The sequence below is a fragment of the Collimonas sp. genome, from assembly GCF_039923675.1.
Lineage (GTDB): Bacteria > Pseudomonadota > Gammaproteobacteria > Burkholderiales > Burkholderiaceae_D > Collimonas.
In genome coordinates this window covers 1-13,255 of record NZ_JBDTCG010000039.1, presented here as the reverse complement: position 1 = coordinate 13,255, position 13,255 = coordinate 1, and the positions used below count along the sequence as shown (strand labels likewise).

The following is a 13,255-nucleotide window of genomic DNA, read 5'->3' as shown; positions in this document are numbered from 1 at the left end:
TGTATTATTGATAATAATTGGTGTTCATTTTCTATAACTGCCATGTGGCAATGTCTCAAGCCTTTGATTTGTCGGTTTTTCCCCTCTGAAATCCGGTAAAATGGCGGCACTGAATAACCTGTCATAAAAGGCGCTCGCCTGGGCGGCATTAATGCTTAGCCCGGCTCAGAGCGCCTTTTTTGTAATCGCGTCTGTCAATGAACAACATCCGTAACTTCTCCATCATCGCCCACATCGACCACGGTAAATCTACCCTGGCGGACCGTATCATCCAATCTTGCGGCGGCTTGTCCGATCGCGAAATGGGGGCGCAGGTACTCGACTCGATGGATATCGAGCGCGAGCGCGGCATCACGATCAAGGCCCAGACCGCAGCGCTGTCGTACAAGGCACTGGATGGCCAGATCTACAACCTGAACCTGATCGACACCCCCGGTCACGTCGACTTCAGCTATGAAGTCAGTCGTTCGCTGTCGGCCTGTGAAGGCGCGTTGCTGGTGGTCGACGCCTCGCAAGGCGTGGAAGCGCAGACTGTGGCCAACTGCTACACCGCGCTCGACCTTGGCGTGGAAGTGGTGCCGGTGCTGAACAAGATCGACTTGCCTTCCGCCGATCCGGATAACGCCATCGCCGAAATCGAAGACGTGATCGGCATCGATGCCCATGACGCGGTGCATTGCTCTGCCAAGACCGGCCTCGGCGTGCGTGAAGTGCTGGAATCGCTGATCGTCAAAGTGCCGCCGCCGAAGGGTGATCCTGATGCGCCTCTGCAAGCGCTGATTGTCGATTCCTGGTTCGATAACTACGTCGGCGTCGTGATGCTGGTGCGTATCAAGAACGGCACGTTGCGTCCCAAGGACAAGATCCTGCTGATGGCCACCGGCTCCCAGCATCTGACCGAAAGCGTCGGTGTATTCACGCCTAAGTCGCAGTCGCGCGATTCGCTTTCCGCGGGCCAGGTCGGCTTCATCATCGCCGGCATCAAGGAGTTGAAAGCAGCCAAGGTTGGCGATACGGTAACCCTTGCTACCAGGCCTGCCGCCGAAGCGCTACCCGGTTTTAAAGAAGTGCAGCCACAAGTGTTTGCCGGCTTGTTCCCGGTCGAATCCAATCAATACGATGCGCTGCGCGACTCGCTGGAAAAACTCAAGCTGAACGACGCTGCCTTGCAATACGAACCTGAAGTCTCGCAGGCGCTGGGCTTCGGCTTCCGCTGCGGCTTCCTCGGTTTGCTGCATATGGAAATCGTCCAGGAACGGCTCGAACGCGAGTTCGACATGGACCTGATCACCACCGCGCCTACCGTGATCTACGAAGTGGTGAAGCGCGATGGCACCATCATGCTGGTGGACAATCCGTCGAAGATGCCCGACCCGTCCAATATTGAAGAAGTGCGCGAGCCGATCGTCACCGTCAATTTGTATATGCCGCAAGAGTATGTGGGTTCGGTGATCACGCTGTGCACCCAGAAACGCGGCCAGCAGATCGACATGAGCTACCACGGCAAGCAGGTCAAGCTGACCTATGAAATCCCGATGGCCGAGGTGGTGCTGGATTTCTTCGACCGCCTGAAATCGACCTCGCGCGGCTACGCCTCGATGGATTACGAATTCAAGGAATACCGTTCGGCCGACGTGGTCAAGGTCGACATGCTGATCAACAGCGAAAAAGTCGACGCCCTGGCAATCATTGTCCACCGCGCCAACAGCCAGTACCGCGGCCGCGCCGTCGCCGCCAAGATGCGCGAACTGATTCCACGGCAGATGTTCGACGTGGCGATCCAGGCAGCCATCGGCGCCAATATCATTTCGCGTGAAAACGTCAAGGCGCTACGCAAGAACGTGCTCGCCAAATGCTACGGCGGCGATATCAGCCGTAAACGCAAACTGCTGGAAAAGCAGAAGGCCGGTAAAAAACGCATGAAACAGGTGGGTTCCGTCGAGATCCCGCAAGAGGCATTCCTGGCAATCTTACAAGTGGATGAAAAATGACATTGCAATCAATCTTAGGAAATTTCGCATTAATCCTGTTTGTCTTGACGATTGTTACTGGCGTCATCTGGTTTTTTGACCGCTTCTATCTGAGCAAACAACGGCGCGCCAAGGCCGACGCGGCGCTGGCCGAATTCGATGCGCGCAACGCCAAGTTGAGCGCCGACGGCATCAAGCTGGAAAACAGTGGACGCGCGGCGCTGGAATCCGACCTCTTGCGCCAGCCGACCTGGGTTGAATATTCGGGCAGCTTTTTCCCGGTGATCGCGATGGTGTTCTTCTTGCGCTCGTTCTTGTACGAGCCGTTCAAGATTCCCTCCAGTTCGATGGTGCCGACCTTGCTGGTGGGCGACCTGATTCTGGTGAATAAATTCACTTACGGTATCCGTCTGCCGATCATCAATAAAAAAGTGATCGAGGTGAATAATCCGCAGCGCGGCGATGTGATGGTGTTCAAATATCCGAAGGATATGTCGCTCGACTACATCAAACGCGTGGTTGGGGTGCCCGGTGATAAAATAACTTACCAAAACAAGCGCTTAACAATTAATGGTCAAGCTCTTTCTTATGCGCCGTTGCCGGATTACCTGAATGAAGACAGCCTGGATTACTCGCAGCAGTACACGGAGAACTTGTCAAACAAGCAGCATTTGATCGCAGTGCGTAGCAGCCGACCACCGATTTCGCTGGAAGGGGTGATGGATTTCCCTAACAAGGACGCCTGTTCCTATAATCCGGAAGGTTTCACCTGTACAGTTCCTGCTGGAAATTATTTCATGATGGGGGATAATCGGGATAACAGCGAAGACAGTCGCTATTGGGGATTTGTGCCGGATGAGAATATTGTCGGAAAGGCATTTCTGGTCTGGATGAACCTGGGTAATTTCAAGCGTATTGGTACTTTATTCAAATAACTTTAACTAAGTCTAAGATGGAGTCAGGGATGACAAGAATGTCCGGAGCACCACGGAAGCAGCAAGGCATCACATTATTTGGCTTGATCGTAATTTTGGCGATATTAGGTTGTATCGGCGTGCTGATTGCCAAGGTAACCCCGACCACGATCGAATATTTCTCGATCAAAAAGGCAATCGCCAGCGCCAGGACTGCCGGCACCACGGTGCAGGAAATCCAGAATGCGTTTAACAAGCAGGCTGAAGTGGGCTACATCGATGCAATTGCAGGCAAAGACCTGGAAATCACCAAGAATGGCGACGATATCCAGATCAGTTTTGCGTACCAGAAGAAAATCCCGCTGGTCGGACCGGTCAGCTTGCTGATTGACTATGCCGGCAGCACCGCCAAGCCTTAAGGTAGTTTGTAGTCGATCAACAGCAGCAGACGACGACAGCACGTGTCGACGAAAAAAATGGATCTCATGTTATTGCAAAATCGGCTAGGCCACACGTTTAAAGATGCTAGCTTGTTACAGCAGGCCTTGACGCATCGCAGCCATAGCACCTTGCATAACGAACGGTTGGAGTTCCTCGGCGATTCGATCTTGAACTGTGTCGTCGCCTCCTTGCTGTTTGATCGCTATACCAAGATCGATGAAGGCGATTTGTCGCGCGTGCGGGCCAACCTGGTCAAGCAGCAGTCGCTGTATGAAATCGCGCAAAGGCTGGAATTGTCGCAATTCCTGCGCCTGGGCGAGGGTGAGCTGAAGTCCGGCGGTTTTCGCCGGCCTTCGATCCTGGCCGATACGCTGGAGGCCTTGTTCGGCGCCATTTTCCTGGATGCCGGCTTCGATGCCGCACGGGATGTGATTCGCGCCCTGTATATTCCGATCCTCGATACGGTCGATCCCAAGACCTTGGGCAAGGATGCCAAGACGCTATTGCAAGAATACCTGCAAGGAAAGAAAATCGCTTTGCCGCAATACAACGTGGTGGCGACCCACGGCGCTGCGCACAATCAGGAATTTGAAATTGAATGCCTGGTGCCTAAACTGGATATCCAGGTATTCGGCAGCGGCGGCAGCCGTCGCGCCGGCGAGCAGGCTGCGGCCAAGCTGGCGCTGGAAGCGGTGCAAAAGTCCTTTGTCAAAGTACCCGGGGCAGCCAAAAAAGCCAAGCCGCGTACGGCGCAATTGAAATTGAGCGGCATTGCAACGATTCAACCGGATGCGCCGGCAGCGCCTGAAATGACGAAGGATGAAGCCGTGGCGGCCAAACCGGCCGTTGTGGCCAAGGACAAGGTTGTCGCTGAAGCACCGGCGTTGAAGGCGACTGCCAAAGCGCACGTCGCGGCGGCCAACGGCAGCGCCGAAACGGCCGCTGCGTCCAAGCCAAATTCTCCTGCTACAGAAACCGTTGTTGCGGCAGCCAATGCTGTCACAGCTGTAACCGCCCCTAATGCAACACCTCACACTACGAGTAAATCGAAAACCGCATGACAGACTCTACCCCCCAGGCATCGACCGCAGCAACGCCGGCAGCTGATTTTCGTTGCGGCTATATCGCGATTGTCGGTCGCCCCAACGTAGGCAAGTCGACCCTGATGAACGAACTGATCGGGGCCAAGGTCAGTATTACCTCGCGCAAGGCGCAAACCACGCGGCATCGGATCACCGGCATCCAGACCATCGCCGATACCCAATTCGTGTATGTCGATACGCCGGGCTTCCAGACCCGGCACTCGAATGCGCTGAACAAGACGCTGAACCGCACCGTGACCACTACGCTGACTGCGGCTGACGTCATCCTGTACATCATCGAAGCCGGTACCTTCGGCCCGGCCGACCAGCAAGTGATGGCTTTGTTGCCGGCCAACGTGCCTTGCATCCTGGTCATCAACAAATCTGACCGCGTCAAGGACAAGGCCGTGCTGCTGCCGTTTGCCCAGAAAGTCGCCGCCATGCGCGACTTTGCCGCGGTGGTGCCGGTATCGGCCAAGCTGCGTTTCCAGCTGGATAACCTGCAAGGCGAAATCCGCAAGTATTTACCGGCGAATCCGCCGATGTTCGGCGAAGACGACATTACCGACCGCAGCGAGAAATTCCTCGCGGCCGAAATCGTCCGTGAAAAAGTATTCCGTTTTGTTGGCGATGAACTGCCTTACACCAGCACCGTCCTGATCGAAAAATTCGAGCTGGAAGGTAATCTGCGCCGTGTGTTCGCTGCGATCCTGGTGCAGCGCGATACCCACAAATCCATGGTGATCGGCCAGAAAGGCGCGCGCCTCAAAGATATTTCCACTCAGGCGCGGCTGGATATGGAGCGCCTGTTCGGCGGTCCGGTCTACCTGGAAATCTGGGTCAAGGTCAAATCGGGCTGGGCCGATAACGAAGCCGGATTGCGCGCCTACGGTTACGAGTAAATCAAACCCAAACCCGACGCAAACTCCACGCGAACCCTACGCCACACATGAACGCGATCATCGCTGATGCCGACGCCGATGCAGAACAATCGCTGCCGGAAGATGCCACTGTCCTGATCAGCGTCGCTCCCGGCCCGGCTACCGCTACCGCTACCGCAGCCCCCAAGCGGCGGCCGCGGATGCCGGAAAGAGATACCCGCGTCACAGCCCAGCCCGGCTTCGTACTGCACAGTTATCCGCATCGCGAAACCAGTCTCATCATTGATGTCTTTACGCGCGATTATGGCCGCATCGCCCTGGTCGCCAAGGGCGCCAAGCGTCCCATGTCAAAGTTGCGCGGCGTACTGCAAACCTTTCAGCCGCTGTCGCTGAGTTGGAGCGGTAAATCGGAAATCCGCACCTTGATCGCCGCCGAATGGGTTGGCGGTCTGTTGCCGCTGGAAAAATCGGCGCTGCTGTGCGGCTTCTACCTGAATGAGCTGCTGGTGAAGTTGGTGGCGCGCGATGATCCGCACGCCGCATTGTTCGCTCACTACGTCACCACGCTCAACCAGTTGGCGCATCTGGAGCCGGCGCCTATCGTCTTGCGCCAGTTCGAAAGAGCGCTGCTCAAGCAGACCGGCGTCGCCGGCGATTTCACCCGTTGCACCGTCAGCCGCCAGCCGGTCGACCCTGCCGAAAGCTACGTGGTCGATCCCGAACGCGGCCCGCGCGTTGCGCGAGCCGCCGATTCCTGGCCCCGGGTCAGCGGCAAGACCCTGCTGGACATGGAGCGCGAAGATTACAGCGATGCCGCCACCCAGGCGCAGAGCAAGGTGTTGATGCGCTTCTTGCTGGCCCACCATCTGGGTGGCGCGCCATTGAATACACGACAGATCCTGATCGATCTGATGCAGTTGTAATTCCGTTTGCATTGCCATCGCGCCAGAATTGATGCAATCTTGATTCCTGATAAACCCACCTGTCACCTGAGCATCCGATGAGCTATCTCAATCCAACATCGTCGATCATCGACCTTGGCATCAATATCGATCACGTCGCCACCCTGCGCAATGCGCGCGGCACCACCTATCCGGACCCGTTGCAAGCGGCTTTGCAGGCGGAAGAGGCGGGCGCCGACGCCATCACTTTGCATTTGCGTGAAGACCGTCGCCACATTCGCGATGCGGATGTGGAAGCGATCCGTCCGCAACTGCGGACGCGCATGAACCTGGAAGCGGCCGTCACCCAGGAAATGATCGATTTTTCCTGCAAGATCAAACCGCAGGATTCTTGCCTGGTGCCGGAGCGTCGTCACGAACTGACCACCGAAGGCGGCCTCGACGTGGTGAAATATTTTACCCAGGTGCAAGCCGCAGTACGCCAGTTGCAAGGCGAGGGTATCCGCGTCAGCCTGTTCATCGATCCTGAAGCGGATCAGATTCAAGCAGCGGCGGAAGTCGGCGCGCCGGTGATCGAATTGCACACCGGCCGTTACGCCGAAGCGCACGATGAAAAAGAGCAGCAGAGCGAGCTGGAGCGGGTGCGGCGCGCCGTGCAAGAAGGCGTGCGGCGCGGCCTCAAGGTGAATGCCGGCCACGGCCTGCATTACACCAACGCCCAGGCGATCGCGGCGATTCCCGATATCGCTGAACTGAACATCGGCCATGCCATCGTGGCGCATGCGGTGTTCGTCGGCTGGAAAGCGGCGGTCAGTGAAATGAAGGCGCTGATGGTGAAAGCGCGTCTCTGCAAATAAAGAGGTTCGTAATGATTTATGGCATCGGCACCGACATCATCCAGATCCCCCGCATAGCGGCGGCGTTGCAGCGTAACGGCGACCGTTTTGCGCAGAAGATCCTGGGACCGCAAGAGATGGAAAAATACCTGCAGCGCAAAGCCAAGGTGGAAGCGCGCGGGATCCGTTTCCTGGCGACGCGCTTTGCTGCCAAGGAAGCGTTTTCCAAGGCGCTTGGACTGGGAATGAAAATGCCGATGACTTGGCGTGCGATGCAGACCTTGAATGCGCCCGGCGGCAAGCCGATCGTGGTGGTCAATCCCGCGCTGGAAGAATACATGCAAGAGAAGGGTTTGACCGCGCAGGTATCGATCACCGATGAAGTGGAGTACGCGGTGGCATTTGTCATTGTGGAGAAAAAATGAGCAGTGGTTTGAATGATTTGAGTGATTTGACAAGTGGGCATACCGTAGAAAAGCAGATGTTCGGCCCGGTCATGCTGGATGTGGTCGGCACCGAGTTGAGCGCGGACGATATCCGTCGCATCCGGCACCCGCTGACCGGCGGCGTGATTTTATTTACCCGCAATTACCGGGATCGCGCCCAGCTCACGGCGCTGACTGCCGCGATCCATGCGGCGCGTCCGGGCATATTGATCGCGGTCGATCACGAAGGTGGCCGCGTCCAGCGTTTCCGCACTGATGGCTTTACCCGCCTGCCGGCCATGCGTGTTCTGGGCCGGCAATGGGACAGCGATGTGCTGGCGGCCACCAAGGCGGCCACCGCGGTCGGCTTCGTGCTGGCCAGCGAGCTGCGCGCCTGCGGCGTCGATTTGTCGTTTACGCCGGTGCTCGATCTCGATTATGGCGGCTCCACGGTCATCGGCGAACGCGCTTTTCATCGCGACCCGCGTGTCGTGACCTTGCTGGCAAAGAGCCTGAACCACGGCCTGGCGCTGGCCGGCATGGCCAATTGCGGCAAGCATTTCCCCGGCCACGGTTTTGTCGAAGGCGATTCGCATCTGTCTCTGCCAATCGACGAGCGTAGCCTGGAGCAGATCATGGAGCAAGATATCAAGCCCTACGACTGGCTGGGCATGAGCCTGGCGGCGGTGATGCCGGCGCACGTGATCTATTCCAAGGTGGACAAGCACTCGGCTGGATTTTCAAAAAAATGGCTGGACATCCTGCGCCAGGATATCGGCTTCGACGGCGTCATCTTCAGCGACGACCTCAGCATGGAAGCCGCAGGTTCCGCCGGCGGCGTGCTGGATGGCGCCAGGGCGGCGCTGAAAGCGGGTTGCGACGTCGTCTTGATCTGCAATTCGCCGGACAAGGCGGATCAACTGCTGGCCGGACTGAACATTGCAACTGACGACCACCAGGCCGTAGTCTCGCGCGCCCGTCTCGCCGTACTGGCGCCGCAAACCGCAGCGCTCGACTGGCAAGCCTTGCAAGCCGACACGCGCTACTTGGCCGCCAAGGCATTGGTGCAGTCGTTGCTGCCATGATGCGCGTGAAAAGACACCGGACCCATGACCGAAGCTGAAACTCCCGATCCGCGCGCGGTGGTGCTGGAGACCGTCGCCAAGTTGCCGAACCTGCCCGGCGTGTATCGCTATTTCGATGCTGCCGACAATATTCTGTATGTCGGCAAGGCGCGCGATCTGAAGAAGCGCGTCTCCAGTTATTTCCAGAAAAACCTGGCCAGCCCGCGCACCGCCTTGATGGTGGAGCGTATCGCCCGGCTGGAGACCACGGTCACGCGTAGCGAAGCCGAGGCCCTGATCCTGGAAAGCAACCTGATCAAGTCTTTGCAGCCGCGCTACAACATCCTGTTTCGCGACGATAAATCCTATCCCTACCTGAAGATCAGCGGCCAGGAAACGCCGCGCATGGCCTACTATCGCGGCGCCGTCGATAAAAAGAACCAGTACTTCGGTCCCTTTCCGAACGCCTGGGCGGTCAAGGAGTCGATGCAGATTTTGCAGAAGGTTTTCCTGTTGCGGACTTGTGAAGATAGTGTTTTCGCCAATCGCACCCGGCCATGCCTGTTGCATCAGATCCAGCGCTGTAGCGCACCATGCGTCAACCTGATCAGCCGCGAAGATTACCTGATCGATGTCGATAACGCCGCCAAATTCTTGCGCGGCCGGCAGACGGAAGTGTTGTCTGCATTGGAAAAAAAGATGCACGCCTATGCGGATGAGCTGAAGTTCGAACAGGCCGCCGGCGTGCGCAACCAGATTACTTCGCTGTCGCGTGTGCTGCACCAGCAAAGCATGGAAACCGTGGGCGACAGCGATATCGACATCATCGCCGTCATCGTCCAGGGCGGGCGCGCCTGCGTCAACCTGGCGATGGTGCGCGGCGGCCGCCATCTGGGCGACCGCGCATATTTTCCGAGCCATGTCGATGGCGCCTTGTCCAGTCCGGACGAGGTCGCCGGCGCTTCGATCGAGGTGGCGGTGCTGAGGGCGTTTTTGGCGCAGCATTACATCGACATGTTCATCCCCGGCACCCTGATCCTGAATACCGAATTTGACGAACCCGCTCTGATGGTGGCGCTGATGGAGCAGTGCGGTCACCGCATCAACCTGCTGTTCCAGCCGCAAGGGCAGCGCCGGCAATGGCTGGAGATGGCGCACAAGGGCGCGGAAATTTCGCTCGCCAGGTTGTTGTCGGAGCAGGGCTCGCAACAAGCCAGGACGCGGGCGCTGGTCGAGGTGCTCGGGCTTGAAGTCGACGATATCGACAGCCTGCGCGCCGAGTGTTTCGACATCAGCCATACCTCCGGCGAGGCGACCCAGGCATCGTGCGTGGTGTTCCATCACCATGCAATGCAAAACGGTGAATACCGGCGCTATAACATCAAGGACATCACCCCTGGCGACGATTACGCGGCGATGCGCCAGGTGCTGATGCGGCGCTACGAAAAGGTGGCGAACGGCGACGGCGTCATGCCCGATATCGTCCTGATCGACGGCGGCAAGGGGCAGGTGGAGATGGCGCGCCAGGTGCTGGCCGAACTGGGGCAGGATATCAGTCTGATCGTCGGCGTCGCCAAAGGGGAAGGGCGTAAGGTCGGGCTGGAAACGCTGATCTTTGCCGACGGCCGCGCCGCGCGCGAACTGGGGAAGGAGTCCGCCGCCCTGATGTTGATTGCGCAGATCCGCGACGAGGCGCATCGCTTCGCCATCACAGGCATGCGCGCCAAACGCGCCAAGGCGCGCCAGAGTTCACGCCTGGAAGAGATAGAAGGCATAGGCGCCAAACGCCGTCAGAAACTGCTGGCCCGCTTCGGCGGTTTGCGCGGTGTGGCGGACGCCAGCATTGAAGATATCGCTTCCGTCGAGGGTATTTCGCGGCAGCTGGCCGAGGAAATCTATCGTCAACTGCATTGAGCCTGGTGTTGCAATTGCGGTAGAGCTTGTTGCTTTTGCAGGTTTTGTTTCCCAACTGCGCCATACTCCTAGATAATTAGAATATGGACAGCGGGTTCCTTGCCAATAAAACTATTTATGCCTTTTTATGCCCATTAATATTCCGATTCTACTGACCTGGTTGCGAGTTGCATTGATCCCGTTGGTGGTCGGGGTTTTCTATCTTCCCGATCTTGGTTTTTCTACCTTGCAGGTAATGGGAATTGCATCGACCATTATTTTTATCGTCGCCGCGGTGACCGACTGGTTCGATGGTTTCCTGGCGCGGCGCTGGAACCAGACCTCGGCCTTTGGCGCTTTTCTCGATCCGGTCGCCGACAAGCTGATGGTCGCCGGCGCCTTGCTGGTGCTGGTGCATCTGGGACGGGTCGATCCGATCATCGCGTTTGTGATCATCGGCCGCGAGATCGCCATCAGCGCCTTGCGCGAATGGATGGCGCAAATCGGCGCGTCGAAATCGGTCGCGGTCAGCTCCATCGGTAAAATTAAAACCACCGCACAGATGGTGGCAATCCCAATGTTGTTGTATTATGGCGTTCTGCTCGGCATCGATACCCGTTTCTGGGGGCAGGTGCTGTTGTACATAGCGGCAGTGCTTACCGTCTGGTCCATGTTTTACTATTTGCGTAAAGCTTGGCCTCTGATCAAAGAGAGCACGGCTGCAAGCGGCGAAAACAACAAGCAGTGAAGTAAAAGTCGGTGATTTGAAAAAAAGTTAATTAAAATCTTTCAAATTCATTGACAAACTCTGTAGATCAACTATAATGTCGTCTCTGTAGTTGATGTAGAAATGGCGTAGTAAAAAGAAACAAAATGCGGGAGTAGCTCAGTTGGTAGAGCGCAACCTTGCCAAGGTTGAGGTCGAGAGTTCGAGCCTCTTCTCCCGCTCCAGATTCAAAAAAAGGAAGCTGGTAAAGCTTCCTTTTTTTATTAAGTGTGAACGATGTATTGGTTGTAGAAGGTAATACACCAATATTGATTTAGTCTTTGGCGCAACACCCCTGGCGGGGTAGCAAAGTGGTTATGCAGCGGCCTGCAAAGCCGTTTACGCCGGTTCGATCCCGACCCCCGCCTCCAAAAACTCCTTACGCGGGAGTAGCTCAGTTGGTAGAGCGCAACCTTGCCAAGGTTGAGGTCGAGAGTTCGAGCCTCTTCTCCCGCTCCAAATGCCAGGCAAGGAAGACGATGATCTCTTCCTTGCCGGTTCAGTAAAAAAATCCCACCTTGATTTTTCTCCTGATGTGCAACGTGGTGTTTTCACGTCTGCATGATTGTCCTGGAGTCGCCACCATCTGACATGTCGTGACACTTTCGTTTTCCTTGCAGGAACCGATACAAGAGTAGATTCACCTTACGCCGAGGCCACTTTCCAGATAGGACTGGGTTTCGGGAGTCTTCTCCTTTATCGGTAAGGAATGCTGGCATCCGCAGCATTTTTTGAGCGAAGCCGTATTCTGTCGAAGAGCCGATAAACGAGTAGATTCACCCTTACGCCGGGGCCACTTTCCAGATAGGACTGGGTCTCGGGAGTCTTCTCTTTTATCGGTAAAAATGCTGGTGTCCGCGGCATTGTTTTCGAGCGCGACAGGTTTTTTTTGAAGAGCCGATAAACGAGTAGATTCACCTTACGCCGGGGCCACTTTCCAGATAGGACTGGGTCTCGGGAGTCTTCTCCTTTATCGATAAAAAATGCAGGCGGCAGCCGGCTTTTCTCAAAACGCTGCAGCACGATTCCCGTGCTCTGAATCAGCGCCGGATTTTATATAAACATTGCGACTTAAATATTGTCGCATAAATAGATTATTATATCGCTGTGTCCAACAATGGAGGCAGCGATGCGTAAATTGCAAATTGACGATGCAGAAGTGATGCGCGTGGCAATACAACAAGAGATCGAGCGTTCGGATGAATCGCGCTACGATCATCGTCTTCACGGGGTATTGCTGGTGGCGAGTGGGCATTCTTGCGGCGCTGTCGCTGATTTGTTCGCCGAAGATGTGCGGACGATTCAGCGTTGGGTTCGGCGCTTTGAGCAACAGGGTTTCGAAGGGTTGCGCGATGGCGAGCGTCCCGGGCGGCCACGTGGTTTGGACGAGAGGCAATGGAAGGCGCTGGCTAAAGATCTGCGCCACAATCCGCGTGAATTTGGACTTGAGCAGAATCTGTGGGACGGGAAGATTCTCGGCGAACACATTAAGACGCGCTACGGCGTGACGCTCGGAGTACGTCAGTGTCAGAGAGTGTTTGGCCAGATGGGATTTCGTCTGCGCAAACCGCGGCCACAAGTCGCGCAATCCGACCCGATGAAGGTTGCTGCGGTAAAAAAAACTGCGCCGTCTGGCAAGGCGCAAGGACATTGAGTTATGGAGTCTCGACGAATGCCATTTCCAACAGCACGGTTCCCGCCTTCGGATGTGGGTGCCGCCCGAAATCAAGGATCCGGTCTTGCAACATGCGCCCACCCGCAAGTCAGTCGCTTGCTTTGGTGCCGTGAGTTTAACCACCGGCAAGTTCGTCAGAGAAATATGCAAGGTATTCAATGCTGAAACCTTCAAGGACTTCCTCAAGAAATTGCTGCGACACCGTTCTCGCAACAAGCGCATGGTGGTCGTGCTGGACAACGCCCGCTACCACCACGCCGTGTTACTTGCGCCATTCCTGCGCAAGTACCGCGGCGTACTGCAACTATTGTTCTTGCCGCCGTACAGTCCGCAACTCGCGCCGATAGAACGTGTTTGGAAACTTGTTCGCCGCATCGCTACGCACAACCGATATTTCGCTACGCTT

At 56.5% G+C, this 13,255-nt stretch carries 13 protein-coding genes and 3 tRNA genes; all 16 read left to right on the top strand.

Features of this window, described 5'->3' with window-relative positions; all coding sequences use genetic code 11:
- Positions 1-197: 197 nt before the first annotated feature.
- Positions 198-1,991 (top strand): translation elongation factor 4, encoded by a 1,794-nt coding sequence (gene lepA / locus ABI171_RS07500; RefSeq protein WP_348091946.1) that lies wholly within the window; start codon positions 198-200, stop codon positions 1,989-1,991.
- Entirely contained in the window at positions 1,988-2,905 is a 918-nt protein-coding gene (gene lepB / locus ABI171_RS07495; RefSeq protein ID WP_348091945.1) for a signal peptidase I, read from the top strand. Before lepA ends, lepB begins: the two co-directional genes overlap by 4 nt.
- A gap of 29 nt (positions 2,906-2,934) precedes the next feature.
- Positions 2,935-3,303 (top strand): DUF4845 domain-containing protein, encoded by a 369-nt coding sequence (locus tag ABI171_RS07490; RefSeq protein WP_348091944.1) that lies wholly within the window; start codon positions 2,935-2,937, stop codon positions 3,301-3,303.
- A gap of 57 nt (positions 3,304-3,360) precedes the next feature.
- The gene (rnc, locus tag ABI171_RS07485; protein WP_348091943.1) at positions 3,361-4,386 is read left to right on the top strand and encodes a ribonuclease III; all 1,026 of its coding nucleotides are present in this window, start codon (positions 3,361-3,363) and stop codon (positions 4,384-4,386) included.
- Complete coding sequence (gene era, locus ABI171_RS07480; protein WP_348091942.1) at positions 4,383-5,309, top strand: GTPase Era; 927 nt, start codon at positions 4,383-4,385, stop codon at positions 5,307-5,309. Before rnc ends, era begins: the two co-directional genes overlap by 4 nt.
- Before the next feature lie 47 nt (positions 5,310-5,356).
- Positions 5,357-6,211 carry a DNA repair protein RecO gene (gene recO / locus ABI171_RS07475; protein WP_348091941.1) on the top strand — a complete coding sequence of 285 codons (855 nt, stop codon included), beginning with the start codon at positions 5,357-5,359 and terminating at the stop codon, positions 6,209-6,211.
- A 77-nt stretch (positions 6,212-6,288) separates the two neighbouring features.
- Positions 6,289-7,047, top strand: a complete 759-nt coding sequence (gene pdxJ / locus ABI171_RS07470; protein WP_348091940.1) for a pyridoxine 5'-phosphate synthase — start codon at positions 6,289-6,291, stop codon at positions 7,045-7,047.
- An 11-nt stretch (positions 7,048-7,058) separates the two neighbouring features.
- Positions 7,059-7,451 carry a holo-ACP synthase gene (acpS, locus tag ABI171_RS07465; protein ID WP_348091939.1) on the top strand — a complete coding sequence of 131 codons (393 nt, stop codon included), beginning with the start codon at positions 7,059-7,061 and terminating at the stop codon, positions 7,449-7,451.
- 56 nt (positions 7,452-7,507) lie between these two features.
- Positions 7,508-8,536 (top strand): beta-N-acetylhexosaminidase, encoded by a 1,029-nt coding sequence (nagZ, locus tag ABI171_RS07460; protein WP_348092007.1) that lies wholly within the window; start codon positions 7,508-7,510, stop codon positions 8,534-8,536.
- 24 nt (positions 8,537-8,560) lie between these two features.
- Complete coding sequence (uvrC, locus tag ABI171_RS07455; RefSeq protein ID WP_348091938.1) at positions 8,561-10,429, top strand: excinuclease ABC subunit UvrC; 1,869 nt, start codon at positions 8,561-8,563, stop codon at positions 10,427-10,429.
- 127 nt (positions 10,430-10,556) lie between these two features.
- A complete protein-coding gene (gene pgsA, locus ABI171_RS07450; RefSeq protein ID WP_348091937.1) occupies positions 10,557-11,156 on the top strand; it encodes a CDP-diacylglycerol--glycerol-3-phosphate 3-phosphatidyltransferase in 600 nt (199 codons plus the stop codon).
- Positions 11,157-11,283: 127 nt separating this feature from the next.
- Positions 11,284-11,359 (top strand) — tRNA-Gly (locus tag ABI171_RS07445).
- 112 nt (positions 11,360-11,471) lie between these two features.
- Positions 11,472-11,545 (top strand) — tRNA-Cys (locus tag ABI171_RS07440).
- Between the two features lie 12 nt (positions 11,546-11,557).
- Positions 11,558-11,633, top strand: a tRNA-Gly gene (locus ABI171_RS07435).
- Between the two features lie 670 nt (positions 11,634-12,303).
- Positions 12,304-12,828 (top strand): helix-turn-helix domain-containing protein, encoded by a 525-nt coding sequence (locus ABI171_RS07430; protein ID WP_348091936.1) that lies wholly within the window; start codon positions 12,304-12,306, stop codon positions 12,826-12,828.
- Positions 12,797-13,255, top strand: a 459-nt coding sequence (locus tag ABI171_RS07425; RefSeq protein WP_348092006.1) for an IS630 family transposase, incomplete at its 3' end; no start/stop codon positions are given. The genes ABI171_RS07430 and ABI171_RS07425, both read left to right, overlap by 32 nt.

What these genes read in the sequence shown, in the direction of transcription:
- recO (WP_348091941.1), top strand. Translation starts at nt 5,357, where the DNA reads ATGAACGCGATCATCGCTGATGCCGACGCCGATGCAGAACAATCGCTG.
- ABI171_RS07490 (WP_348091944.1), top strand. Translation starts at nt 2,935, where the DNA reads ATGACAAGAATGTCCGGAGCACCACGGAAGCAGCAAGGCATCACATTA.
- pdxJ (WP_348091940.1), top strand. Translation starts at nt 6,289, where the DNA reads ATGAGCTATCTCAATCCAACATCGTCGATCATCGACCTTGGCATCAAT.
- acpS (WP_348091939.1), top strand. Translation starts at nt 7,059, where the DNA reads ATGATTTATGGCATCGGCACCGACATCATCCAGATCCCCCGCATAGCG.
- pgsA (WP_348091937.1), top strand. Translation starts at nt 10,557, where the DNA reads ATGCCCATTAATATTCCGATTCTACTGACCTGGTTGCGAGTTGCATTG.
- rnc (WP_348091943.1), top strand. Translation starts at nt 3,361, where the DNA reads ATGGATCTCATGTTATTGCAAAATCGGCTAGGCCACACGTTTAAAGAT.
- lepA (WP_348091946.1), top strand. Translation starts at nt 198, where the DNA reads ATGAACAACATCCGTAACTTCTCCATCATCGCCCACATCGACCACGGT.
- lepB (WP_348091945.1), top strand. Translation starts at nt 1,988, where the DNA reads ATGACATTGCAATCAATCTTAGGAAATTTCGCATTAATCCTGTTTGTC.
- uvrC (WP_348091938.1), top strand. Translation starts at nt 8,561, where the DNA reads ATGACCGAAGCTGAAACTCCCGATCCGCGCGCGGTGGTGCTGGAGACC.
- era (WP_348091942.1), top strand. Translation starts at nt 4,383, where the DNA reads ATGACAGACTCTACCCCCCAGGCATCGACCGCAGCAACGCCGGCAGCT.
- ABI171_RS07430 (WP_348091936.1), top strand. Translation starts at nt 12,304, where the DNA reads ATGCGTAAATTGCAAATTGACGATGCAGAAGTGATGCGCGTGGCAATA.
- nagZ (WP_348092007.1), top strand. Translation starts at nt 7,508, where the DNA reads ATGTTCGGCCCGGTCATGCTGGATGTGGTCGGCACCGAGTTGAGCGCG.